At 76.2% G+C, this 23102-nt stretch carries 22 protein-coding genes and 1 tRNA gene; 15 read left to right on the top strand and 8 right to left on the bottom strand.

The features are described 5' to 3' along the window. Nucleotides 1–366 precede the first annotated feature (366 nt). From ACI79A_RS19140 to ACI79A_RS19090, 11 genes are all read left to right on the top strand, one after another. Nucleotides 367–1575 carry a hypothetical protein gene (locus ACI79A_RS19140; protein WP_457085346.1) on the top strand — a complete coding sequence of 403 codons (1209 nt, stop codon included), beginning with the start codon at nucleotides 367–369 and terminating at the stop codon, nucleotides 1573–1575. Between the two features lie 49 nt (nucleotides 1576–1624). After that, a complete protein-coding gene (locus ACI79A_RS19135; RefSeq protein ID WP_457085345.1) occupies nucleotides 1625–2140 on the top strand; it encodes a MarR family winged helix-turn-helix transcriptional regulator in 516 nt (171 codons plus the stop codon). A gap of 269 nt (nucleotides 2141–2409) precedes the next feature. Beyond that, nucleotides 2410–2721, top strand: coding sequence for a hypothetical protein (locus ACI79A_RS19130; RefSeq protein ID WP_457085344.1), 312 nt, complete (start codon nucleotides 2410–2412; stop codon nucleotides 2719–2721). Nucleotides 2722–2954: 233 nt separating this feature from the next. Continuing rightward, a complete protein-coding gene (locus ACI79A_RS19125) occupies nucleotides 2955–3761 on the top strand; it encodes a hypothetical protein (RefSeq protein ID WP_457085343.1) in 807 nt (268 codons plus the stop codon). A 213-nt stretch (nucleotides 3762–3974) separates the two neighbouring features. Beyond that, on the top strand, nucleotides 3975–5474 hold the full coding sequence (locus ACI79A_RS19120) for an HAD-IIIA family hydrolase (protein ID WP_457085342.1): 1500 nt from the start codon (nucleotides 3975–3977) through the stop codon (nucleotides 5472–5474). A 107-nt stretch (nucleotides 5475–5581) separates the two neighbouring features. Continuing rightward, nucleotides 5582–6538 carry a glycosyltransferase family 9 protein gene (locus tag ACI79A_RS19115; protein ID WP_457085341.1) on the top strand — a complete coding sequence of 319 codons (957 nt, stop codon included), beginning with the start codon at nucleotides 5582–5584 and terminating at the stop codon, nucleotides 6536–6538. Beyond that, nucleotides 6535–7527, top strand: a complete 993-nt coding sequence (locus ACI79A_RS19110) for a glycosyltransferase (RefSeq protein ID WP_457085340.1) — start codon at nucleotides 6535–6537, stop codon at nucleotides 7525–7527. Before ACI79A_RS19115 ends, ACI79A_RS19110 begins: the two co-directional genes overlap by 4 nt. Beyond that, a complete protein-coding gene (locus ACI79A_RS19105) occupies nucleotides 7524–8732 on the top strand; it encodes a glycosyltransferase (RefSeq protein ID WP_457085339.1) in 1209 nt (402 codons plus the stop codon). The genes ACI79A_RS19110 and ACI79A_RS19105 overlap by 4 nt, the downstream gene beginning before the upstream one ends. 20 nt (nucleotides 8733–8752) lie before the next feature. Further along, nucleotides 8753–9436: a D-sedoheptulose-7-phosphate isomerase gene (locus tag ACI79A_RS19100; protein WP_457085338.1), complete on the top strand. Its 684-nt coding sequence runs from the start codon at nucleotides 8753–8755 to the stop codon at nucleotides 9434–9436. After that, nucleotides 9433–10806 (top strand): D-glycero-beta-D-manno-heptose 1-phosphate adenylyltransferase, encoded by a 1374-nt coding sequence (rfaE2, locus tag ACI79A_RS19095; RefSeq protein WP_457085337.1) that lies wholly within the window; start codon nucleotides 9433–9435, stop codon nucleotides 10804–10806. The genes ACI79A_RS19100 and rfaE2 overlap by 4 nt, the downstream gene beginning before the upstream one ends. Before the next feature lie 98 nt (nucleotides 10807–10904). Next, entirely contained in the window at nucleotides 10905–11813 is a 909-nt protein-coding gene (locus ACI79A_RS19090; protein WP_457085336.1) for a glycosyltransferase family 9 protein, read from the top strand. A 66-nt stretch (nucleotides 11814–11879) separates the two neighbouring features. Here the strand turns inward: ACI79A_RS19090 and ACI79A_RS19085 are convergent, their stop codons facing one another. The 6 genes from ACI79A_RS19085 to ACI79A_RS19060 all read right to left on the bottom strand — a co-directional run bounded on the left by ACI79A_RS19085 (nucleotide 11880) and on the right by ACI79A_RS19060 (nucleotide 18954). Continuing rightward, nucleotides 11880–13547 (bottom strand): VWA domain-containing protein, encoded by a 1668-nt coding sequence (locus ACI79A_RS19085; RefSeq protein WP_457085335.1) that lies wholly within the window; start codon nucleotides 13545–13547, stop codon nucleotides 11880–11882. A gap of 251 nt (nucleotides 13548–13798) precedes the next feature. Next, on the bottom strand, nucleotides 13799–15148 hold the full coding sequence (locus ACI79A_RS19080; RefSeq protein WP_457085334.1) for an ABC transporter substrate-binding protein: 1350 nt from the start codon (nucleotides 15146–15148) through the stop codon (nucleotides 13799–13801). An 84-nt stretch (nucleotides 15149–15232) separates the two neighbouring features. After that, nucleotides 15233–16390: a branched-chain amino acid ABC transporter permease gene (locus ACI79A_RS19075; RefSeq protein WP_457085333.1), complete on the bottom strand. Its 1158-nt coding sequence runs from the start codon at nucleotides 16388–16390 to the stop codon at nucleotides 15233–15235. 4 nt (nucleotides 16391–16394) lie between these two features. After that, complete coding sequence (locus ACI79A_RS19070; protein ID WP_457085332.1) at nucleotides 16395–17279, bottom strand: branched-chain amino acid ABC transporter permease; 885 nt, start codon at nucleotides 17277–17279, stop codon at nucleotides 16395–16397. A 45-nt stretch (nucleotides 17280–17324) separates the two neighbouring features. Next, nucleotides 17325–18089 carry an ABC transporter ATP-binding protein gene (locus tag ACI79A_RS19065; protein WP_457085331.1) on the bottom strand — a complete coding sequence of 255 codons (765 nt, stop codon included), beginning with the start codon at nucleotides 18087–18089 and terminating at the stop codon, nucleotides 17325–17327. Then, nucleotides 18082–18954 (bottom strand): ABC transporter ATP-binding protein, encoded by an 873-nt coding sequence (locus tag ACI79A_RS19060; protein WP_457085330.1) that lies wholly within the window; start codon nucleotides 18952–18954, stop codon nucleotides 18082–18084. The genes ACI79A_RS19065 and ACI79A_RS19060 overlap by 8 nt, the downstream gene beginning before the upstream one ends. Before the next feature lie 178 nt (nucleotides 18955–19132). On the opposite strand from ACI79A_RS19060, the gene ACI79A_RS19055 reads away from it, so the two are divergent. Beyond that, nucleotides 19133–20359 (top strand): PucR family transcriptional regulator, encoded by a 1227-nt coding sequence (locus ACI79A_RS19055; protein ID WP_457085329.1) that lies wholly within the window; start codon nucleotides 19133–19135, stop codon nucleotides 20357–20359. Here ACI79A_RS19055 and ACI79A_RS19050 read toward each other — a convergent pair. Both ACI79A_RS19050 and ACI79A_RS19045 read right to left on the bottom strand, forming a co-directional pair. Then, nucleotides 20347–20595: a DUF2630 family protein gene (locus ACI79A_RS19050; RefSeq protein ID WP_457085328.1), complete on the bottom strand. Its 249-nt coding sequence runs from the start codon at nucleotides 20593–20595 to the stop codon at nucleotides 20347–20349. The two genes, ACI79A_RS19055 and ACI79A_RS19050, sit on opposite strands and share 13 nt — an antisense overlap. Nucleotides 20596–20660: 65 nt before the next feature. Further along, nucleotides 20661–21653: a prephenate dehydrogenase gene (locus tag ACI79A_RS19045; RefSeq protein WP_457085327.1), complete on the bottom strand. Its 993-nt coding sequence runs from the start codon at nucleotides 21651–21653 to the stop codon at nucleotides 20661–20663. Between the two features lie 11 nt (nucleotides 21654–21664). Here ACI79A_RS19045 and ACI79A_RS19040 point away from each other — a divergent pair, with 11 nt between their 5' ends. From ACI79A_RS19040 to ACI79A_RS19030, 3 genes are all read left to right on the top strand, one after another. Then, nucleotides 21665–22174, top strand: a complete 510-nt coding sequence (locus ACI79A_RS19040) for a tRNA adenosine deaminase-associated protein (protein WP_457085326.1) — start codon at nucleotides 21665–21667, stop codon at nucleotides 22172–22174. Nucleotides 22175–22429: 255 nt separating this feature from the next. Beyond that, on the top strand, nucleotides 22430–22900 hold the full coding sequence (locus ACI79A_RS19035) for a nucleoside deaminase (protein ID WP_457085325.1): 471 nt from the start codon (nucleotides 22430–22432) through the stop codon (nucleotides 22898–22900). A 10-nt stretch (nucleotides 22901–22910) separates the two neighbouring features. Beyond that, nucleotides 22911–22998: transfer RNA gene (locus ACI79A_RS19030), tRNA-Ser, on the top strand. The last annotated feature ends 104 nt before the right edge of the window (nucleotides 22999–23102 follow it).

Raw genomic sequence — 23102 nt, 5'->3', positions numbered from 1 at the left:
CGGCCACGTAGGCGGAGGCGCGGGGGTCCAGCCGCCGCCGGGCCCGTTCGGCCAGCGCCCGATAGACGGTGGGCACCCGGGGGTGCCGGCCGTAGACGCCCGCCCGGTAGACGGTGTCCTGCCGCTGACGTCCGGTGCCCGCCGCTGAGTTCACCTCGGCCACCGTAGTGAGCGATGTGACCGGGCTCTCGGAGACCCGCGCCGGGCGGCGCGGCGATGCCGACACGCCGGTGACACGGGAGTGGCCCGTGTGACGAACGGGCGACGGAACGGCCGGTGCGGACATGATCGGGGCACCTGGTGGGCAGAGCAGCGGGGATGCCACGGGTAAGCCGTCCGCCGGGTGTGCGGGAACGGGGGTCAGCAGTGCCGACGACGACACCGTCCGGGCAGGGTGCGCTGCGCCCGGCCGGGACGCTGACGCTGGTCGTGGGCGCTGCCCTCGTGTCCGGTGTCGTGCTCGCGCCGACGGCCGCCGCGATCGAGGACCCCCGCCGACCCGACGTCCAGGTCACCCACGGGCCCAGCTGCGGACCGGCGGTCGTCCGGGTGGTGGTCACCAACGGCTCCGAGCCGCACCGGGTCGCGCTGGTGTTCGACGGCGCCGCCGAACAGGCCGCCGCCGACCTGCCGGCCGGCGCGGAGGCCGAGCTCACCAGCTCCGACGTCGACTGGGGCGTCACCGTCGACGTCTCGGTGACGGTGACCAACCCCGACGGCGCCGCCGAGACCCCGGTGGAGCTGGGCACCTACACCCGGCCCAGCGCCGAGGACTGCGCCGCGATCAGCGCACCGCCGGTCGAGCCGGTCGAGCCGGTCGAGCCGGTGCCGCCGTCCTCGGCGGCGCCCGAGCCGTCCGCGACGGCCCCGTCGTCGTCCTCGGCCCCGTCGTCGTCCTCGGTCCCGTCCTCGTCGTCCTCGGTCCCGTCCTCGTCGTCCTCGATCCCGTCCTCGTCGGCCCCGGCGTCCTCGGAGGCGCCCGAGCCGTCGGCGACGCCGTCGACCCCGGCCGGGCCGTCGTCCTCGGCGGCACCCGTGCCGTCCGCGCCCGTGCCCGCACCGTCCGCCCCGGTGCCCTCGCCGGTCCCGGAGAACGAGGTGCCGGCGCCGCCTCCGGCGCAGCCCACGCCGCCGTCGGCGCCCGCCCCGGGGACCTCCGCGCCGCCGTCGTCCGCGCCGGAGACCGGCGGCGGCTCGGCCGTCTCCGTGGCCGCGGGGAGCACGGTCACCGTGCGGGCCACCGGGTTCGCCCCCGAGGAGACGGTCACGGTTTTCATGAGCGGCGTCGAGGCGCCGCTGGCCACCGTCAGCGCCGGCCCCGGTGGCCGGGTGGAGGCGGTGGTCCAGATCCCGAGCGAGGCCGCCCTCGGCGCCGCCAGCGTCGAGCTGGTCGGGAACGATTCGACGGCCGTCGCCGGCCTGGACCTCCAGGTCGCGGCCCGCAGCCAGTCGGTCGCCGAGGACGCCGGCTCCCCGCCGGTGCTCGCCGCCGGCATCGCCCTGCTGGTCACTGCGGGCACCCTCGGTGCCGTGGCCCGCCGCCGCTCCCGCAGTACCGACCACCCCGCGCGCTGAGCGCACCACCGCCCCAGCCCCCACCGGCCCACGGAGGATCTGACCCGACATGGAGCAGCACGCCGACCCCCGACCCGACGGTGCCCCCGCCCGGGGCGTGCCACGGGACGTCAGTGGGCTCGCGGCTGCCGGGCCCACCGCCACCGAGACCTGGCTGCGGATCGTGCAGGTGCACGACCGGGTCACCCGCCGGGTCGACTCCGCCCTGCATCGGCAGCACGGCGTCTCGCTCACCGGGTTCGAGGTGCTGCGCCGGATCGCGGAGTCGCCGGGGGAGAGCGCGTCGATGGGGGAGCTGGCCGAGGCGGTCGGGCTCTCCCGTCCGGGCATCACCAGCACGGTGAGTCGGCTGGTCGCCGAGGGGCTGGTCACCCGGGAGCGGGTCGGCGGCGACCGGCGGCTGCTGCACGCCCGGCTCACCGACGTCGGCCGGGAGCGGGTGCGCGCCGCGGGCCGGACGCACGACGACCTGGTCGCCCACCTGCTGACCCTGCTCGGGGACGACGCCGGCGTGGTCACCGACGCGCTGGCCCGGGTCTCCGCCGCAGCCCGCCGCCCCCGCTGAGCGCCGGGCCGACGTCGCCGGCCCCGAAGGGCCGGCTCGTCACCGTCCGGTGTGCAGGTCTCGGGCCGCTCACCAAGCGCCGCACGCGTCCCGACCGTCACTGGTTGGCGACGGGATCGCATGTGACGGCGTAACGGGGGCCAGGCGCACCCAGCGTGCCGCGGATCGTCGCCGGCAGCGAACAGACCGTCAGCGGGACCGGTTGCCGCAGCTGCTCCACCGCCCCATGGTTGGCCCACGTACCGGACCAGCGGAAGCAGGCACACGGCATGGCTGCCGATCAGACCGACACAAACGAGTTCGACTACACCAGCCCGGTGACGGTCAGTTCCACGCCCGGGCAGCGGCTGGGGGTACGGCACCAGCGTTTCCGGATCACTCCTGACCTTTCGATCACCGTGTTCGAGAACGGCCGCGTGCGCATCGGTAGCTATTCGTTGGCGCTGAACATCACGTCGTTGTTCAACACGAAGGACGGCACCGGACTCGACATCCGGACCGCGCCGATCGCGGCAGTTGAGGCCGCCGTCGAGGCTGGCGGTTTCGACGAGCGCAACGGGCCACCCCACGAGGACGACTGAAAGACGTTCCGGGTCTGTCGTCCACCCACGGCCGGTTGCGCTGGATGCCTGCGGTGATCGGCCGCGGGTGGAACCCCAGCGGGGTGGGCCTGTGCTGTCCGGCGGCTGGTAGCACCCTTTCCGGCGCATGGATGTGTCGCTCGTTCGGGGGAACGCCCTCTGGCCCCCGCAGGTCCGTGGCTACGTTCCACCGGCCGGATCGATCGATCCGTCAGCAGGGAGAGGTGGAGTGGATGGGCGTCCGTCGAATCGGAGTCGCGGCCCTGGCAGTCGGCATGCTCGTTGGCCTGGCCGCCTGCGGAGGTGGTGACCCCCAGGCGGCGTCGGTCACGAGCGCCACGGAGTCGGCGAGCCCTACAGCAGCCTCCACTGCGCAAGCGGCGGCTTCCTCACCCTCCGCATCTCCTGCGAATGCCACCATCGACGCGCCGAGCATCCCCATCGGTGGCGCCGCGAACAGCGCGGCCGACTACTGCCGCGGCCAGGCTCCCGCCCATGGCCCGGTCGCCGACCAGTTCGGTGCAGACATGGTGATGGTGGCGTACTGCGAGCTCGTCACCTTCACTCTCGATGAGTCGTCGTTCATCAACTCGTTGCTCGTCCCGAAGGACGGGGAGGCGGCCCTGAACGTCACTGACTTCGCTCTCGTGAAGCCGTACATGACGCCCAGAATGCAGACGGCCTGGGATCAGAGCGTCGCAGCGGCGCTCGGCGGCGATGAGGAGCGGCAGAGCTCGGTCAACGCCCTCACGTTCTACGCCATCAATGGCGAGGGCTGGGAGTTCAGCGACACTCCGACACTGGTCGGTGCTAAGCGGTGGGGACCCGCACACCTTGACTCGGACAACAACGGCCCGGATGGCGAGGCTCGGCTGAACCTCAGGTTCCAGGTCTCGGCGGAGATCCGCGCAACCCTCGACGGCGCGCCCAAGACCGTCCCCGTCAACAAGACGATGAGCTACTGGCTCGTCCCCACCGGCCAGTCGGACATCCCGTGGGCGATCGATGCGTACCAGGGATCGTTCAAGTTCTACACGTGAGTCGCATGGGCGCGCTCGGCACTCGTGAGCGGTGCTCACCGCAGGTGTGGCGGGGCCGGGCTCCGACTCAACTGTCCTCGCCACATCGAACGTGAGGTGGCGGAGGACTGTCCAACCCGGAGGGGTCGCCCGATGGGCTGAGGCCGACGACCGGACCGAACACTTCAAGGCCGTAGTGTTTCGGCCGCGATCTTGGGGGGCAGGGACGCGGGCATGACGGGTGCCCTGGCCAACTGCACGCTGGTCGTGCCGACGATCGGCCGACCGTCCCTCGACGTCCTGCTCGACGCGCTCGCCGGCGCCACCGGCCCGCGCCCGGCGGAGCTCGTGCTGGTCGACGACCGGCCCACCGGGGCCCCGCTGCAGCCCGGCCGCGACGGTCTGCCCCCGGTCCGGGTGGTGCGCACCGGTGGTGGCGGCCCCGCCCGCGCCCGCAACCTCGGCTGGCGGGTCGCCCGCACCGAGTGGATCGCCTACCTCGACGACGACGTCGTCCCCGATTTCGACTGGTACGAGAAGCTGGCCGCCGACCTGGCCGCGCTGCCGGCCGACGTCGCCGGCACCCAGGGCCGCGTGCGGGTGCCGCTCCCCGAGAATCGGCGCCCCACCGACTGGGAGCGCGGCACCGCGGGCCTGGCCACCAGCAGCTGGATCACCGCCGACCTCGCCTACCGCCGCGCCGCGCTGGCCGCCGTCGGCGGGTTCGACGAGCGCTTCCCCCGCGCCTTCCGGGAGGACTCCGACCTGGCGCTGCGGGTGATGGACACCGGCGCGCGGCTCACCCGCGGCGAGCGGTGGATCACCCACCCGGTGCGCCCGGTCGACCGCTGGGTCAGCGCCCGGGTGCAGGCCGGCAACGCCGACGACGTCCTCATGCGCCGCCTGCACGGCCCGACCTGGCGCGAGCGCGCCGACGCCGCCGTCGGCCGCCGCCCCCGCCACCTCGCCGTCACCGCCGCTGCCCTCGGCGCGGTCGGGCTCGCCCTGGCCGGCAGGCCGAAGGCCGCCGCGCTCGCCGCGCTGGGCTGGGCCGCCGGAACGGCGGAGTTCGCCTGGGCCCGCATCGCGCCGGGCCCGCGCAGCCGCGACGAGGTGGTCACCATGGCGCTGACCAGCGCGGTCATCCCGCCGCTGGCCACCTGGCACTTCCTCCGCGGCGCCGTGCAGCACCTCGCCGTCACCCCCTGGCGCGGGCTGCCCGACGTGGTGCTCTTCGACCGCGACGGCACGCTCGTGCACGACGTCCCCTACAACGGCGACCCGGCGCTGGTCCGCCCGGTCGACGGCGCGCGCGAGGCGCTGGACGCGCTCCGCGCCCGGGGCGTGCGGATCGGCCTGGTGACCAACCAGTCCGGCGTCGGCCGGGGGCTGATCACCCGCGCCCAGGCCGACGCCGTCAACGCCCGGGTCGCCGAGCTGCTGGGCCCCTTCGACACCGTGCAGGTCTGCCCGCACGCGCCCGAGGACGGCTGCGGCTGCCGCAAGCCAGCCCCCGGCATGGTGAAGGCCGCCTGCGCCGAGCTGGACGTCGACCCGGCGCGCTGCGTGCTGATCGGCGACATCGCCGCCGACGTGCAGGCCGCCGCGGCTGCCGGGGCGCACGGCATCCTGGTGCCCACGCCGGTCACCCGTCCCGAAGAGGTCACCGCCGCCGCGCACCGCGCGCCGACGCTTCCCGAGGCGGTCGACGACGTCCTGGCCGGCGCCTGGTGACGCCCCCCTCCTCGCTTTCGGTGCCGAAAGCGCGCCAGGCTTCTCCGCTTTCGGCGCCGAAAGCGAGTCGGACGGTCCTGGTCGCGCGGCTGGACAACGCCGGCGACGTGCTGCTGCAGGGGCCGCTGGTCCGCGCGGTCGCCCACGGCGCCGACCGGGTGGTGTTCCTGGCCAGCCCGCAGGCCACCGCCGCCGCCGGGCTGCTGCCCGGCGTCGACGAGGTGCTCACCTGGCACTGCCCGTGGATCGACGGGAACCCGCAGCCGGTCGACGCCGCCGACCTGGCCGCGCTCGCCGACCGGGTCCGCGCGGCCGGGGTCACCGAGGCGGTCGTCTCCACCTCCTTCCACCAGTCACCGCTGCCGCTGGCGCTGGTGCTGCGCACCGCCGGGGTGCAGCGGGTCTCCGCGATCAGCGTCGACTACCCCGGCTCGCTGCTCGACGTCCGGCACCGGGTCGACGACGACCTGCCCGAGCCCGAGCGCGCCCTCTCGCTGGCCCGCGCCGCCGGGTTCGAGCTGCCCGACGGCGACGACGGGCGGCTCGCCGTCCGCCGGCCGCTGCCGGCGATCGACCACGAGCCCGGCTACGTCGTCCTGCACCCCGGTGCCTCCGTGCCCGCCCGCGCCTGGCCGGCGCAGCGCTGCGCGGAGGCGGTCGAGGCCCTGACCGCCGCCGGCCGGCGGGTGCTGGTCACCGGGGGGCCGGACGAACGCGCGCTCACCGCGGCCGTCGCCGGCGCCCGCGGCACCGACCTGGGCGGGGCGACCACCCTCGCCGAGATGGCCGCGCTGCTCGACGGGGCGGCCGCCGTCGTCGTCGGCAACACCGGCCCGGCGCACCTGGCCGCCGCGGTCGGCACCCCCGTCGTCTCGCTGTTCTCCCCGGTCGTCCCGGCCGTGCGGTGGGCGCCCTACGGCGTCCCCACCGTGCTGCTCGGCGACCAGTCCGCCCCCTGCCGCGGCACCCGCGCCCGCGAGTGCCCGGTGCCGGGGCACCCCTGCCTCACCTCCGTCACCGCCGGCGACGTCGTCGCCGCCGTCGAGAAGCTGGTCGCCGCATGAAGGTCCTGCTCTGGCACGTGCACGGCTCCTGGACGACGGCGTTCGTCCAGGGCACGCACGACTACCTGCTGCCCGTCGTGACGGGCCCCGACGGGAGTCGCAGCCCCGACGGGCTGGGCCGGGCCCGCACCTGGGACTGGCCGGCGTCAGCCCGCGAGGTGACGCCGGCGCAGCTGCGCGACGAGCAGCCCGACGTCGTCGTGCTGCAGCGCCCCCGCGACCTGGAGCTGGTCCGCGAGTGGCTGGGCCGCGAGCCGGGCCGCGACCTGCCCGCGGTGTTCCTGGAGCACAACGCGCCGGGCCCGGACACCGGCTCGGGCGCGGTGCCGAACACCCGGCACCCGATGGCCGACCAGTCGGCGATCCCGATCGCGCACGTCACGCACTTCAACCAGCTGTTCTACGACAACGGCTCGGCGCCCACCGTGGTCATCGAGCACGGCATCGTCGACCCCGGCGAGCGCTACACCGGCGAGCTCGCCCGGGCCGGCGTCGTGGTCAACGAGCCGGTGCGCCGGGGCCGGTACACCGGCGGGGACCTGCTGCCGCTGTTCGCCGAGGCCGCCCCGCTGGACGTCTTCGGCATGGGGCTGACCGGGCTGCACGAGCGCTACGGCCTGGACCCCCAGCGGGTCGGCCTGCACGACGACCCCCCGCAGGCCGCGATGCACGCCGAGCTCGCCCGCCGCCGGGTGTACCTGCACCCGGTGCGCTGGACGTCGCTGGGCCTGTCGCTGCTGGAGGCGATGCACCTGGGCCTGCCGGTCGTCGGGCTGGCCACCACCGAGGCGGTGGAGGCGGTGCCGGCCGAGGCCGGCGTGCTCTCCACCCGGCCGGAGAAGCTCGCCGCCGCGCTGCGGCACTTCGTCTCCGAGCCGGACGCCGCCCGGCTGGCCGGCAAGGCCGCCCGCGCCGCCGCACTGGACCGCTACGGGCTCGAGCGCTTCCTGCGTGACTGGGATGCCCTGCTGGGAGAGGTGACCCGATGAAGATCGACCTGGTGAGCGAACACGCCTCGCCGCTCGCCGCCATCGGCGGCGTCGACGCCGGCGGGCAGAACGTGCACGTCGCGGCGCTGGCCGCGGGCCTGGCCATGCGCGGCCACGAGGTCACCGTGCACACCCGCCGCGACGACGCCGGCCTGCCCGACCGGGTGGTCACCGCCGACGGCTACACCGTCGCCCACGTGACCGCCGGCCCGCCGCGCGCCGTCCCGAAGGACGACCTGCTGCAGCACATGGGCACCTTCGCGCAGGTGCTCGCCGCCGAGTGGGCCGCCGACCGGCCCGACCTGGTGCACGCCCACTTCTGGATGAGCGGGCTGGCCTCGGTGCAGGCGGCCGCGCCGCTGGGCATCCCGGTGCTGCAGACGTTCCACGCCCTCGGCTCGGTCAAGCGCCGGCACCAGGGCGACGCCGACACCTCGCCCGAGCAGCGCATCGACCTCGAGCGCGGGCTGTGCGCCGACGTCAGCCACGTCGTCGCCACCTGCACCGACGAGGTCTTCGAGCTGCGCCGCCTGGGCCTGCCCGGCGACCGGGTCTCGGTCGTCCCGTGCGGGGTCGACACCGGCGTCTTCACCCCCGACGGGCCGGTCGCGCCGCGCTCGGGCCGTCGGCGCCTGCTGGTGCTCGGCCGGTTGGTCGAGCGCAAGGGGCAGGAGGACGCCGTCCGGGCGCTGGTGCACGTGCCCGACGCCGAGCTGGTCGTCGTCGGCGGGCCCGACACCGCCGAGCTGGACACCGACCCCGAGGTCACCCGGCTGCGCGCCGTCGCCGCGTCCCTCGGGGTCGCCGACCGGCTGGTGTTCACCGGCGCCGTCGCCCGCACCGACGTCCCCGCCTGGGTGCGCTCGGCCGACGTGGTGCTCGCCGTCCCCTGGTACGAGCCCTTCGGCATCACCCCGCTGGAGGCGATGGCCTGCGGGCGCCCCGTGGTCGCCACCGCCGTCGGTGGGCTGGTCGACACCGTGGTCGACGGCCGCACCGGCCTGCTCGTCCCGCCGCGCGACCCCGCCGCCCTGGGCGAGGCGCTCGCCGGCCTGCTCGCCGACGACGTCCGCCGCACCGCCTTCGGCGCCGCCGGGGTGACCCGGGCCCGCACCCGCTACCGCTGGTCCCGGGTCGTCGCCGACACCGACGCCGTGTACCGCCAGGTCCTCGCCGCACGCACGCCGGTGGAGGCCGCCCGATGAGCCCCCGTGGAGGGACCCCGATGAGCGTCACCCCGTTCCCCTCGGCACCGCTGACCGACCGCGAGGGCGTCTCGCCCGACACCTGCACCCACCTCACCGGGCACGACCACGTCGCCTCGCTCACCTCGGCGCTGGGCGACCTCACCGCGCAGGTCGACACGCTCAACCGCTGGGGTCAGCTGCTCGCCGACGTGCTGTGCTCCTCGGCCCGCGGCCGGCTGCTCGCCGCCGGCAACGGTGGCAGCGCGGCGCAGGCCCAGCACCTCACCGCCGAGCTGGTCGGCCGCTACCGAGCCGACCGGCCGCCGTTCTCCGCCATCTGCCTGACCGCCGAGACGTCGTCGCTGACCGCGATCGCCAACGACTACCCGGCCGACGAGCTGTTCGCCCGCCAGGTCGAGGCGCACGGTCGCTCCGGTGACGTGCTGGTGCTGCTGTCCACCTCGGGCCGCTCGCCCAACGCGGTGGCCGCCGCCCGCCGGGCCAAGGAGTGCGGCATCACCGTGCTGGCGATGACCGGGCCGGCGCCCAACCCGCTGGCCGCCGTCGCCGACGACACCGTCGCCATCGACTCCCCGTGGACGGCCACCGTGCAGGAGTGCCACCTGGTCGCCCTGCACCTGCTGTGCGCCGCTTTCGACGCCGCGGTGCTGGCCGAGCCGAGCCGGATCCCGACGCAGAACCACGTCGAGGTGGTCCGGTGAAGCCCGACGCCCGCCCGGTCGTCGTCGTCGGCGACGCGCTGCTCGACGTGGACCTGGTCGGGACGGCGTCCCGGCTGACCCCCGACGCCCCGGTGCCGGTGGTCGAGGACGTGCAGACCCACGAGCGCCCCGGCGGGGCGGCGCTGGCCGCCGTGCTCGCCGCCCGCTTCGCCGGGAACCGCGAGGTGGTGCTGGTCGCGCCGCTCGCCGACGACGAGGGCGCGCAGCGGCTGCGCGCCCTGCTCGACGGGCGGGTGCGGCTGATCGCCGTCCCGGCCACCGGCGGCACCGCCGTCAAGCAGCGGGTGCGGGTCGGCGACCACTCCGTCGTGCGCATCGACAGCGGCGCCCCGACGGCGACGCTCGGCCCGCTGCCGGCCGAGGCCGCCGCGGTCATCCGCGACGCCGCCGCCGTCCTGGTGGCCGACTACGGCCGGGGGACGACGTCGGCGCCCGACGTGCGCACCGCCCTGGCCGCCGCCTCCGGCCCGGTCGTCTGGGACCCGCACCCGCGCGGCGCCGACCCGGTGCCCACCGCCCGGCTGGTCACCCCCAACGGCGCGGAGGCCGCCCGGGTGGTCGGGGGTGGCGTGCCCGGCGACGGGCTGGCCGCCGTCGGTGCTCGCGCAGAGGCGCTCATCCGGCACTGGGGCGTCGGCGCCGTCGCGGTGACCCTCGGTGCCCGCGGTGCGCTGCTCTCCTACGGCGAGGGCGCGCCGATGGTCGTGCCCGCCACCCCGGTCACCGGGGGCGACCCGTGCGGCGCGGGTGACTCCTTCGCCGCCGCGGCCACCGTCGCGCTCGCCGGCGGCGCCGTCACCGGGGAGGCGGTGACCACCGCGGTCGCCACCGCCGGGGCCTTCGTCGCCCGCGGTGGCGCCTCGTCGTGGGACGCCGACGCCCCCGAGCCGCTCACCCCGGCCGCCGACGTCGCCACCCTGCTCGAGCGGGTGCGCCGGGCCGGGGGCACCGTCGTCGCCACCGGCGGCTGCTTCGACCTGCTGCACGCCGGGCACGTCGCCACCCTGCGGGCCGCCCGTGGGCTGGGCGACTGCCTGGTGGTGTGCATCAACTCCGACACCTCGGTGTCCCGGCTCAAGGGCCCGTCCCGGCCGCTGGTCGCCGCCGAGGACCGGGCCCGGGTGCTGGAGGCGCTGGAGTTCGTCGACGCCGTCGTCGTCTTCGACGAGGACACCCCCTCGGCCGTGCTCGAGCAGCTGCGTCCCGACGTGTGGGCCAAGGGCGGGGACTACGCCGGCGCCGACCTGCCCGAGGCCGCGGTGCTGCGGAAGTGGGGCGGCCAGGCCGTCGTGCTGCCGTACCTGCCCGGCCACTCGACCACCTCCCTGGTCGAGCGCTCCCGCGTGTGATGCCGGCCCCGGAGGCCTCGCTTTCCGCGCCGAAAGCGGCCTCGGATGCCTCGCTTTCGGCGCGGAAAGCGAATGGGGAGGGGCGGCCGACGGCGGTGGTGCTGCGGCCGCTGGGGCTGGGTGACCTGCTCACCGGGGTGCCGGCGATCCGCGGGATCCGGGCCGCCGTCCCCGACCACCGGCTGGTGCTGGCGACGACGCGCGCCCTGGAGCCGCTGGCCGCGCTGATCGACGCCGTCGACGAGGTGCTGCCCGCCGTCGAGCTCGAGCCGCTGGACTGGACCGGCCCGCCGCCGGAGCTCGCCGTCGACCTGCACGGCAAGGGGCCCGCCTCGCACGTCGTCGTCGCCGACCTGCGCCCGCAGCGGTTGCTCACCTTCGCCAGCCCCGGCTGGCCCGGCCCGACCTGGTACGCCGACGAGCACGAGGTGCGGCGCTGGTGCCGGCTGGTCGAGGAAGGGCTGGGCGTGCGGTGCGACCCCGACGCGCTCGACCTCGCCGTCCCCGACGTCGACCCGCCGGTGCGCGACGTGGCGGTCGTGCACCCCGGCGCGGCGTTCCCCGGCCGGCGCTGGCCCCCGGAGCGGTTCGCCGCCGTCGCCCGGCACCTGGCCGCGGCGGGGGAGCGGGTGGTGGTCACCGGCGGGCCGGCCGAGCGCGACCTCGCGCTGCGGGTCGCCGAGCTCGCCGGGCTGCCGGACGACGCGGTGCTGGCCGGCCGGACGACGTCGCTGGAGCTGGCCGCCGTGGTCGCCGCCGCCCGGGTGGTGGTCTGCGGCGACACGGGGGTGGCCCACCTGGCGACCGCCTACCGCCGTCCCTCGGTGGTGCTGTTCGGCCCGGTCTCCCCGGCGCTGTGGGGCCCGCCGCCCCGCGAGCAGCACGTCGTGCTCTGGCACGGGAACGGCACCGGCGACCCGTGGGGCACCGAGCTCGACCCAGCGCTGGCCCGGGTGACCGTCGACGAGGTCACCACCGCCCTCGACGCCCTGCTCACCCGCCCCTGACCGCTTTCGGCGCGGAAAGCGAGGTCGGCGGCGCCGCTTTCGGCGCGGAAAGCGAGGGGGCGTTCGTCAGCCGCGGCGGCGGATGGCGTCGAAGAGCACCGACTGCAGGTCCTCGGGGTCCAGCGCCTGGTAGGCGGCGCCACCGGTGGCCTCGCCGATGTCCTCCAGCGCCCCGAGGTCGGCGTCCGGGCCGAGTGCGATGCCGATGACCTTCACCGGCCGCTCCGGGTCGTCCTCGCTGCGCAGCGTGCTCAGCAGCTGCTCGCGGGTCAGGCCGGCGGCGTCGTCGTCGTTGTCCCCGTCGGTGATCAGCACGACGGAGTTCACCGAGCCGGGGTCGTAGGCGTCCCGGGCGGCGCGCACCGCGGCCAGCGTCGTGTCGTAGAGGCCGGTGCCACCGGGCCGCAGCCGGTCGGGGATGGTGCGCAGCTGCTCCGCGACGACCTGCCGGTGCGTGCGGCCGTCGACCTCGGCACCGAGGGTGCGCAGCGGGGCGAGCTCCTCCCAGTCCCGCTGGCCCTCCAGCTGGTAGGCGAAGGCCCACACGCCGCCGGAGTGCGAGTCCGGCAGCAGGCCGAGCGCGCTGAGCGTGGCGTCCCGGGCCAGGGTGGCCCGGGTGCCGTCGCCGACCGGGGCGTTCATCGAGGTGGAGACGTCGACGACGGTCAGCAGCCGGGACGGCGTGGCGAGGCTGGAGACCCGCCCGAGCAGCGTCTGCAGCGTCTCCGGGGCCAGGGCCAGCGTCTCCGGCGTCTCCTCCTGCACGCCGGACCCCGCGCCGGCCCCGGCCGGGGCGGCGCCGGTGCGGTCGCGGAAACCGGCCTCGCGCACCACCTCGTCGGCGGCCTCGGCGGTGAGGGCGCGGAGCACCGCGTCGGTGGCCGGGCGCTCGGCCCCGGGGGCGGCGGTCACCCGGAGCACCGGGTAGTCCAGCGCGGGGGAGCCGTCGGTGGGGTAGACGGCGACCAGCGCGGCGTCCTCGGCGCCGGCGTTGGTGGCCAGCACCTCCTGCTCGCTGGCCGGCACCAGTGGGGCGTCGGCGCCGCCGGCCAGGCCGGCGGTCAGCCCGTCGCCGGCCGTCGGCACCTCGCCGCGGGCAGCCGCGAGCACCGCCGAGACGACGGCGTTGTCCGCCTCCTCGTCGCCACCGAGGGACTGGCGCACGGCGGCCAGGACGGAGAGCCCCTCGGCGCTGGCGGTCAGGTCGGGGACGGCGAGGGCGCGGTCGGTGCGCAGCGCGTCACCCCAGCTGGGCGGGTCCTCGATCCAGCCGAGCTCCTCGGCGGCCGCACGGCTGGTGGCCAGCACCAGCGGGGAGGTGGCCAGCGACCCCGACGGGTCCAGGCCGGCGTCGGCGCCGGCCCGGGCGGCCCAGAGCGAGGAGTCCGGCACCCACACGTCCGGGAGCTGCTCGGCGTCCAGGGAGCCCAGGTCGGCCAGGGTCTGCAGCGGCTCACGGGCGGTGACCTCGGCGACGGCGCAGCCGCCGTCCGCCAGCTCCAGGGGCTCGGACAGCAGCTGCTCGACGACGTCCCCGACCTCCGAGGCGACGGCGACGCGGACGGTCTGCCCGTCGGTGCAGCCCTCCGCGGACGCCGAGTCGCCGGAGCCGGACAGGCCCCAGGCGAGCAGCCCGCCACCGATCACGACGACGAGCAGGGCGGCGAGCCCGGCGAGCAGGGCCGGGCGGGCGGGTAGCCCGGAACCGGCGCGCGTGCGGGCGTGGCGCCCCATCTGGCTTCTCCGTAGGTCGTCGGCCCCCTGCGGGGAGCACGGCGCGCGTCGACGGCGCCGGCCGGGTTCGGGTCGGCCGGAACTCTACCCAGCGAAACGGGCGAGCGGGTGGCACAAGATCACTCTCCAGCGGGCGGCCGACTACGTGCAGTGACGAGAGCTCCGTCGGTCTGCGCGGTCAGCAGTTCCCGCTGGGCGGCCGCCGGCTCCCCGGGGAGCCGGCGGCCCAAGGTGAGGTGCTGGGCCCTCGTTCAGCCGACGGGCTCCTCGTCCGGGATGCCGTTGGCCGCCGGCGGCGCCTGCTCGCCGTCCCACTCGGTGATCTCCGCGTCGCCGATGTCGGTGATCATGACCGGCTGCACCTCCTCGGTGGTGTCGCCGGTGATCCGGCTGATCGACATCCCGCTGGTGCCCAGGTGGCTGTCCGCGGAGTAGCGGAAGGGCGCCAGGACGGGCCCCTCCCACTCGCTGCCGGCGGTCTCGATCGCCTCGACCAGGCCGTCCCGGGTCGGGTTCTGCCCGGCGGCCTGCAGGGCCTGCACGGTCGTGTACGCCTGCGCCATGCCGTAGATCCGGTAGTTGGTCAGCTCGCCGTCGCCGCCGCACTCGTCCCAGATCCGCTGGAACTCCTGCACCCACGGGTCGTCCGGTTCGTCGACCGTCGGCAGGTAGTCGGTGGTGAGCGCGCCGTCCAGCAGGCTGGCGTCGCTCACCTGGCCCTGGGAGAAGTCGGCCAGCAGGCTGCCGACCAGCGTCGGGTCGGACCCGACGTTCGAGTAGAACCACTGCGGGTCGTAGCCCAGCTGCAGGGCGGCGAGCTGGGACAGCGCGGTGTAGCTGGGCACGTTGAACCCGACCACGAAGTCGGCCCCGGCCGCCTGCAGCGCGGCGATCTGCGGGCCGATGTTGGTGTTGCCCGGCGTGTACCGCTCGGCCGCCACGATCTGGTCGTCGATGTACTCCCGGATGCCGGCCTCGCCGTCCTCGCCGAAGTCGTCGTCCTGCAGGAACAGCCCGACCCGCGCGTCCGGGAACTCCTCGGCGATGTACTGGCCGATGACCTTCCCCTCGCTCATGTAGTCGGTCTGCCAGCCGAACGTGTAGGGGTTGGCCTCGGGGTCCTCGCCCCACAGCAGCGAGCCCGATGAGACGAACAGGTCCGGCACGCCCTCGCTGTTGAGGAAGTCCAGGACGGCGCTGTGCGTGGGGGTGCCCAGGCCACCGACGATGGCGAACACCTCGTCCTCCAGGACCAGCTGCTGGACCACCTGGCTGGTGTTCGTCGGGTTGTAGGCGTCGTCCCGGTAGACGTACTCGACCTGCCGCCCGTTCACCCCGCCCTCGGCGTTGAGGCAGTCGTAGTAGGCCTGCGAGCCGGTCGGGATCTCGCTGTAGCCGGGCGCGGCCACCCCGGTCAGCGGGAAGTGCGCGCCGAGCTTGATCGAGGTCTCGGTGACGCCGGTGTCGGAGGCCTCGTTGGCGCCGCTGTCGCCACTGCTGGAGCCGCCGCCGTCGTCGCTGCCCCCGCCGCATGCGGCGAGGGTGGCGACGGCGGCGGCTGCGGTCAGGGTCGTGGCGAGACGTCGGGAGGATCTGGGCAACGGTGCTCCTCTGGTGCGGCCCGGGCGTCGTTGCCCGGGAGTCGGTGGGGGACGAGGGGCCGGGAGCGGGGAACCGGGTGGACCTCACCTCCCGCTCGGGCGGGCTGCCGACCGCGTGGCGCGGTGGGTGAGCCAGCGCCGGCGGATGCTGCCGACGACGCCGGCGGGCGCGAAGATCATCACGACGATGAGCACCACCCCGTAGGCGAACGGGGCAAGCTGGGCCGCCTCGGTGTCGTTCAGGCCCCAGCCGCTGCCCAGGTCGGTGACGAAGGGCGGCAGGAACACCAGCAGGGCCGAGCCGAGCAGCGCGCCGAGCAGGCTGCCCAGCCCGCCGATGACGATCGCGGTCAGCAGCGACAGCGAGAGCACCAGGGTGAAGCCGCTGGGCGCGGCCAGCCGCACGACGAGGGCCAGCACCCCGCCGGCCAGCCCGGCGGCGGCCGCGCTGACGGTGAACGCGAGCACCCGCCAGGCGCCGAGGTGGATGCCGGCCAGCTCGGCGGCGACCTCCTGGTCGCGGACCGCGCGCCAGGTGCGCCCGATCCGGCTGCGCACCAGGTTGGCCAGCAGGAAGTAGGTGATCAGCAGGCAGATGGCGCCGAGGTAGGCCAGCCACTTGGTGTTGCTGGCCGCGTTGCCCGAGACGGCGCCGATGAACGACTCGAAGGACTCCGGTGCCCGGGGTGCACGCACCCGCAGGCCCTGCTCCCCGCCGAGCGTGCCGTGGAAGTAGACGGCCAGCCCGGGGAGCCCCACGGCCAGGGCGAGGGTCGCGCCGGCCAGGTACGGGCCGTGCAGCCGGGCGGCCGCCACCCCGACCAGCGCGCCCACGACGGTGGCGGTCACGACGGCGGCCAGCAGCACCACCGGGAGCGGCAGCGGTTCGTCGGCGGCGAGGAGCAGCGCGGTGGTGTAGGCGCCCACGGCCATCAGCGCCCCGTGACCGAGGGAGATCTGGCCGTTCATCCCGGTCAGCACGGTCAGCCCGCCGGCGGCGATCGCGTAGTAGCTCAGCGTGGCCAGCTGGGAGTTGGTGAACGGGTCGGTGACCTCCAGCAGCACCACCGCGCCGACGGCCGCGACGAGCAGCACGAGCAGGTGGCGCAGCAGCGTGGAGCCGGGCAGCAGGCTGCGGCGGCCGGTGCGGGTGGGCTCGTCGGCCGCGGCGGTCGCGGCCGTGGGGGCCTCGTCGGTGGCCTCGCCGGCGACGGTCCCGGCGGAGCTGTGCAGGTCGCTCATCCCGTCACGCCCTCCGGGCCGCGCTGCTGGCGAACAGGCCCCCGGGGCGGACGAGCAGCACCACCATCAGGATGGCCAGCGCGGCGACGTTGACCAGCGCGCTGCCGCGCTCCACGTAGCCGCTGACGTAGCTCAGCGCCAGGCCCAGGACCAGTCCGCCGACGACGGCGCCGAGCGGGGAGTCCAGCCCGCCGAGCACCGCGGCGACGAAGCCGAACACGATCAGGCTGTCCATGTAGGCGGGGTAGACGAACTCCCCGCCGGCGATCAGCAGCCCGGCGAGCGAGCCGACGACGGCGGCCAGCGCCCAGCCCAGGGTGAGCATCCGGCCGACCCGGACGCCCAGCAGCCGGGCGACCTCCTGGCCGAAGGCCGAGGCGCGCATGGCCAGCCCGATCCGGGTGAAGCGGAAGAGCACCACCAGCAGGGCCATCGTCACCAGCACCGCGACGATCACGAAGACGCTGTTGGGGGTCAGCGCGATCCGGTTGTCGCCGATCCGGAAGCCCTGCAGCCCGAACGGCGTGCCGAAGGACTGGAACGAGGAGCCGAAGACGATCGCGATCCCGGCCTGGATCGCCACGAACAGGCCCAGCGTCACGATCACCGCGTTCAGCTCCGGGCCGCCCTCGACCGGCCGGATGACCACCCGCTCGACGACGGCGCCCAGCAGGAAGCCGGCGGCCAGCGCGACGACCAGTGCGACCCAGTAGGACTGCCCGTCCTGCACCAGTGCCAGGGCGATGAACGTGGTCGCGGCCGCCATCGAGCCCTGGGCGAAGTTGACGATCCGGGTGGACCGCCAGATCAGCACCAGGGCCAGGGCGAAGGCGGCGTAGACCATGCCCTCGGTCAGCCCGGTGAGGGTGACGTTCACGAAGTACTGCACGGCAGTGGTGTCCTCCTGGGCGGACGGTGCGGTCGGGGGAGGGGCTCAGAAGCCGAGGTAGGCGTGTCGGAGCTGCTCGTCGGCGAGCAGTGCGGAGGCGGAGTCGGTGACGACCACCCGGCCCAGGTTGAGGACGACGCCGAGGTCGGCGACCGACAGCGCGCTGCGCGCGTTCTGCTCGACCAGCAGCACCGACAGCCCCTCGTCGTCCACCAGCCCGCGGAGCAGCTCGAAGATCTGCGCCACGATCCGGGGGGCGAGGCCGAGCGAGGGCTCGTCGAGCAGCAGCAGGCGGGGCTGGGCCAGCAGCGCCCGGCCGATGACCAGCATCTGCCGCTCGCCCCCGGACAGCGTGTGCGCCGGGTTGTCCCGGCGTTCGGCGATCCGGGGGAAGAGGTCGTAGACCCGGTCGAACTCCTCCCGGCCGACCCTGCCGCGGAACAGCGCGCCGACCCGGAGGTTCTCCTCGACGGTCAGCTCGGCGATCACCCCGCGCCCCTCGGGCACGTGCGCCATGCCCTTGCGCACCATCGCCTCGACCGGGGCGGTGGTGATGTCCTCGCCGCCGAGGGTGACCCGGCCCGACGAGCAGCGGACCAGCCCGCTGATGGTGCGCAGCAGCGTGGTCTTCCCCGCGCCGTTGGCGCCCAGGACGGCGGTGACCTGCCCGGTGCCCGCTCGCAGCGAGACGCCGTCCAGCGCCCGCACCGGCCCGTAGGCGGCGGTGAGCTCGCTGACCTCCAGCAGCGCCGGGCCCGGCCCGGTCGGGGGCGCGACCGCGGTGCTGCCGCCGCCGGCCGGGTCAACCACGGGTCGTCCCCGCCGCCCCCGGCGCCGGGACGTCGTCCCCGAGGTAGGCCTCGGTGACGGCCGGGTCGGCCTGCACCTCCGCGGGGGTGCCGGCGGAGATCCGCCGGCCGGAGTCCAGGACGGTGATGCGGTCGCAGACCCGCATCACCAGGTCCATGTGGTGCTCGACCAGCAGCACGCTCATCCGGCCGGACAGGCTGCGGATCAGCGCGCCCAGTTCCTGCATCTCGTCCTCGCCCAGGCCGCTGGCGGGCTCGTCGAGCAGCAGCAGGTCGGGGTCGCCGGCCAGGGCCCGGGCGAGCGCGACCCGCTTCTGCACCGGGTAGGGCAGCCCGCCGGGGTACGCGCCGGCGTACCGCTCCGCGCCCAGGTCGGTCAGCGCGGCGGTGGCCCGGGCCCGCAGCGCCCGCTCGTCGCGGTCGGAGCGGGGCAGGGCCAGCAGCGCGGCGGCGAAGCCGGCCCGGGCGTGCCGGTGCGCGCCGACCATGACGTTCTCCAGCACCGTCAGCCCGGCGAACAGGTTGACGCCCTGCAGGGTGCGGGCGATGCCCAGACCGGCCAGCTGGTGGGGGCGCAGCCGGCGCACCGGCTCGCCCCGCCAGGTCATCTGCCCGGCCGTGGGGCGGACCAGCCCGCAGACGACGTTGAACAGCGTCGTCTTGCCGGCTCCGTTCGGCCCGATCAGGCCGTGCACCTGGCCGGGCTCCACGGCGAGGGAGACGTCGGACAGCGCGGTGACGCCCCCGAACGCGACGGTGGTGCCGGTCAGCTCCAGGCGGGACGGCGGGGCGTCCCCGTGCCGCCGCCCCCGGCGCTGGTGCACTCCGGTGCTGCCGGTCGCTCTCGGCTCCGCCAACGGGCCCACGGCTCCTCTGCCTCGGGTCGGCGCCGGCGTGCTGGGCCGGTCGCGTCGGGGGGTCCCGACCTCTTCGAGCCTGGAGTGGAGTGAGAGGGGTCACAATGGGCGCCCAGCACAGTGATGACCCGGCGTGGTTGTGCGCTGTGTCCAAGGTCACGGCGAGGTGACGGTGAGGAGGTGGGCGGTGCAGCCCTTCCGGCCCGAGGTGGCCGCCCGGCTGGGCGAGCTCGCGCCGCCGCTGCTGGACCGGCTCGACGCGATGACCGACCGGATGGTCGGCATCCTGACGCGCACCGACAGCGCGTACGCCGCGCAGCCGCCGGCCGTGCTGGTCGAGCTGCACGCCTCCATCCGGGCGAACCTCGAGCGCGGCGTGCGGACCCTCGTCTGCGGCGGGGACGACGGTGGGCACGCGGCGCTGGCCGCGGCGCGCGAGGTGGGCCGCCGGCGGGCGGTGCAGGGGATGCCGCTGGAGACGGTGCTGCGGGCCTACCGGCTCGGCGGTCAGGTCACCTGGGAGGAGCTGCGGCGGGCGGCGCAGGACGCCGACGCCCCGGGGGACAGCGACCTGCTGCTGGAGGTCGCCGGCTCGGTGTGGCACGTCAACGACCTGCAGTGCGCGGCGCTGGCCGAGGCCTACCGCTGCGAGGAGCGACGGCTGGCCGGCATCGACGACCAGGCGCGGCAGCAGGTGCTCGACGGGCTGCTCAGCGGCCGGGGCGGCGACCCGGTGTTCGTCCGCACCGCCGCCGAACTGCTGGCGCTGCCGCTGGACGGCCGGCTGGTCTGCGCGGTCGCGCCCCCCGACGACGCCGGTGGCCCCACCCTGACCGCCCCCGCGGCCCGGCTGCTCAAGCGGGGGGTGCGCTCGGTCTGGGGCTGGCGCTTCGGCGCCCAGGTCGGGGTGGTCGCGCTGGGCAACCGGGGCGCCGGGGAGGTCGCGGAGTGGCTGGCGGAGCTGACCGAGGGGCCGGTCGGGCTCTCCGCCGTCGTCGAGGGGGCGGCCACGATCGCGGCCGCCTGGCGGCTGGCGGACACCGCCGCCCGGACGCTGCCGGCCGGCAGTCGCCAGGTGGTGCCGATCGACGAGCGGCTGCCCGAGGCGCTGCTGATCAGCGCCCCGGAGATCGCCGCCCGGCTGGTGGAGCAGACCCTGGGCCGGGTGCTGGAGCTGCCCCGGGACGAGTGCGAGCTGCTGCTGGGCACCCTCGCCGCCGTGCTGGCCGCCGACGGCTCACCGACCCGCGCCGCCGACGCGCTGTACTGCCACCGGAACACGGTCATGCACCGGCTGCGCCGGATCGAGCAGCTCACCGGCCGCGCGGTGACCGACCCCCGGACCCGGCTGCTCTGGCAGCTGGCCCTGCTGGGCGCGGAGCACCGGCGGCCGGCCGAGCGCTACTGCAGGTAGTTCTCCACCTGTGGCTCCGGTCGCGGCTGGGCCTCGTCCGGGTTCTCGTCGTACTGCCGCTTGGCGTCCCGCTGGCGCTGCAGGTCCCACAGCTGGTCGCGGTCCTGCTCGATCTGGGTGAGCCGGGCGCGCTGCTCCGGGGTGTGGTCGCCGGACTCGCGCAGCTGGCGCTCCTCCTCGGCCAGCGCGGAGATCCGGTCGTGGATCTGCTCGTCGTCCAGGTGCTCGTCGGCCATCTCTACCTCTCCTCGTGTGTCCCGGTCCTCTTCGTCCCGGTCCACTTGCCCCGCAGCCGGGGTGCTCACGCCTCGGTCCGCTCCGGCGCCCAGCCCTCGACGAAGGCGGCCAGGCGTCGGGTGACCGCGCCCCCGGACCGGCCCAGCGCCAGCAGGGCGCTGCGCTCCAGCGGCACCCGCACGGGACGGCGCGCCGGCGCCGCCGCGGCCCGCACGGCGTGCCCGGCGGCGACCAGCTCGGGCACAGGCCGGTCGAGCTGCGCCCGCACCCGGTCCAGCGCTGCGGCGGCCGGCCCGGCGTTGCCGGTGACCAGCGCGGTCACGAACGCCGGGTCGCTGCCGGCGACCCGGGTGCCGTCGCGGAAGCTGCCGGCGGCCAGCGACAGCGCCAGCGGTCCCGCCTCGCCGGCCGCGGCCGCGAGCGCGGCGGCCAGCAGGTGCGGGACGGCGCTGATCGCGGCGACCGCGTCGTCGTGCTCGGCCGCGGTCACCGGCACCACCTCCGCGCCCACCGCGAGGGCCAGCTCGGCCACCCGCAGCCAGCGGCGCAGGTCGGTGCCGGGCTCCAGGCACAGCGCCCAGCGGGCGCCCCGGAACAGCTCGGGGTCGACGGCGTCCGGGCCGGAGCGCTCGGTGCCGCACATCGGGTGGCCGCCGACGAAGCGGTCCCCGAGCGCCGCCCCCAGCTCGGCCAGGACGGGCACCTTCACCGAGCCGACGTCGGTGACCGTGGCGCCCGGATCGATCCGCAGCCCGTCGAGCGCGGTGCCCAGCACCGGGAGCGGGACGGCGAGGACGACGACGCCGGTGAGCTCCCGGGTGACGAGGACGCCGTGCTCCTCGGCGACGGCGCGGGCCGCCGGGTCGACGTCCCAGCCGGAGACCGCCCGCCCCGCGGCGGCCAGGGCGGCGGCCAGCGACCCACCCAGCTGCCCGAGCCCGACCACCGAGACCGGCGGCACCGGCATGGTCGGCACGGGGAACCGGCCCGGGCTCGCGGGCGCCGGGCTCGCGGGGGCCGGGCTCGCGGGGGCCGGGCTCGCGGGGGCATCAGCCATGATCAGAGGCTATGACGACCCTCCCGGACGCCGGCGCCGGACTGCGCCCGAGCTTCGCGGTGCGGGTGTCCCGCACCGACGGCCGCTGGCGGTGCGAGCTGCTGGCCGCCGACGCCTCCGACGAGCTGCCCGTCCTCGAGCGGGCCCTCGCCGAGCCCGCCGCCGCCGGCTGGCCCGGCCCGTACGTGCTGGTCGTGGACAGCCGGCTCTACTTCGTCGTGCTGCGGCCGGGCCCCGGCGGGATGGTGCGGGCGCTGATCTCCGACGCCACCTTCCAGGAGTGGCTGCTGGCCGCGGAGACGGTCGAGCGCTACGGCATCCCGGTCGACGACGTGACCTTCGACGAGGACGAGGAGGGCTGGCCCGGCGGCGACCTGGACCTCTTCGCCGACGCCGGGCTGCCCGCCGAGGAGCTGGCGGCGCTGCTGTCCTCCGACGAGCTGTGGGCCGACGAGATGGTGCTGGCGATCGCGGAACGCCTCGGGTTCGCCGAGCAGCTGGCCGAGGTGGCCGCGCCGTGACCGGAGAGGTCCCCCGGCACAGTCGTGGGGGGGGGGGGGGGGGGGGGGGGGGGGGGGGGGGGGGGGGGGGGGGGGGGGGGGGGGGGGGGGGGGGGGGGGGGGGGGGGGCGGGGGGGGGGGGGGGGCCGCCGCCCCCCCGCCGGGCCCCCCCCCCCCGCCCCCCCCCCCCCCCCCCCCCCCCCCCCCCCCCCCCCCCCCCCCCCCCCCCCCCCCCCCCCCCACGACTGTCGGCAGGACCCCTTCCGGGGTCGCCGCGTGACCGCGCCGGGCGCCATCGAGGCGGCGATGCTGCGCGCGCTGGAGCTGGCCGCGGCGGCGCAGGAGTGGGGGGACACCCCGATCGGTGCCGTCGTCCTCGGGCCGGACGGGGCGGTGCTGGCCGAGGCGGCCAACGAGCGGGAGAAGGTGGGCGACCCCACCGCGCACGCCGAGGTGCTGGCGCTGCGGGCGGCCGCGCGGGCGCACGGCGACGGCTGGCGGCTGACCGGCGCGACCCTGGTGGTCACGCTGGAGCCCTGCACGATGTGCGCCGGCGCCAGCGTGCTCGCCCGGGTGGCCCGGGTGGTCTACGGCGCCGACGACCCGAAGGCCGGTGCGGCCGGGTCGCTGTGGGACGTCGTCCGGGACCGCCGGCTCAACCACCGGCCCGAGGTGACCGGGGGAGTCCGGGCCGAGGAGTCGGCGGCTCTCCTACGCGCCTTCTTCCGCGCCAAGCGGGGCCTGTAGTCTCTCCGGCGGTGGCGTGTCCGAGCGGCCGAAGGAGCACGCCTCGAAAGCGTGTGAGGTGCAAGCCTCCGTGGGTTCAAATCCCACCGCCACCGCCAGTCGAGAGGGGGGGGGGGCCCCCCGGGGGGCCCCCCCCCCCCCCGGCCGGGCGTTGACGTGGGGGGGGTGGCTTGCTCAATCTGCGCCGCGCCCCCCCCCCCCC

The sequence above is a fragment of the Modestobacter sp. SYSU DS0657 genome, assembly GCF_054050925.1.
The sequence above is the reverse complement of the archived record's forward strand: the minus strand, read 5'-3'. Positions and strand labels throughout refer to the sequence as shown.

Excerpts from the sequence above, each read along its gene's own strand:
- ACI79A_RS19135 (WP_457085345.1), top strand. The coding sequence starts at position 1,625 with ATGGAGCAGCACGCCGACCCCCGACCCGACGGTGCCCCCGCCCGGGGC.
- ACI79A_RS19130 (WP_457085344.1), top strand. The coding sequence starts at position 2,410 with ATGGCTGCCGATCAGACCGACACAAACGAGTTCGACTACACCAGCCCG.
- ACI79A_RS19125 (WP_457085343.1), top strand. The coding sequence starts at position 2,955 with ATGGGCGTCCGTCGAATCGGAGTCGCGGCCCTGGCAGTCGGCATGCTC.
- ACI79A_RS19120 (WP_457085342.1), top strand. The coding sequence starts at position 3,975 with ATGACGGGTGCCCTGGCCAACTGCACGCTGGTCGTGCCGACGATCGGC.
- ACI79A_RS19110 (WP_457085340.1), top strand. The coding sequence starts at position 6,535 with ATGAAGGTCCTGCTCTGGCACGTGCACGGCTCCTGGACGACGGCGTTC.
- ACI79A_RS19105 (WP_457085339.1), top strand. The coding sequence starts at position 7,524 with ATGAAGATCGACCTGGTGAGCGAACACGCCTCGCCGCTCGCCGCCATC.
- ACI79A_RS19100 (WP_457085338.1), top strand. The coding sequence starts at position 8,753 with ATGAGCGTCACCCCGTTCCCCTCGGCACCGCTGACCGACCGCGAGGGC.
- ACI79A_RS19085 (WP_457085335.1), bottom strand. The coding sequence starts at position 13,547 with ATGGGGCGCCACGCCCGCACGCGCGCCGGTTCCGGGCTACCCGCCCGC.
- ACI79A_RS19075 (WP_457085333.1), bottom strand. The coding sequence starts at position 16,390 with ATGAGCGACCTGCACAGCTCCGCCGGGACCGTCGCCGGCGAGGCCACC.
- ACI79A_RS19050 (WP_457085328.1), bottom strand. The coding sequence starts at position 20,595 with ATGGCCGACGAGCACCTGGACGACGAGCAGATCCACGACCGGATCTCC.
- ACI79A_RS19045 (WP_457085327.1), bottom strand. The coding sequence starts at position 21,653 with ATGGCTGATGCCCCCGCGAGCCCGGCCCCCGCGAGCCCGGCCCCCGCG.
- ACI79A_RS19040 (WP_457085326.1), top strand. The coding sequence starts at position 21,665 with ATGACGACCCTCCCGGACGCCGGCGCCGGACTGCGCCCGAGCTTCGCG.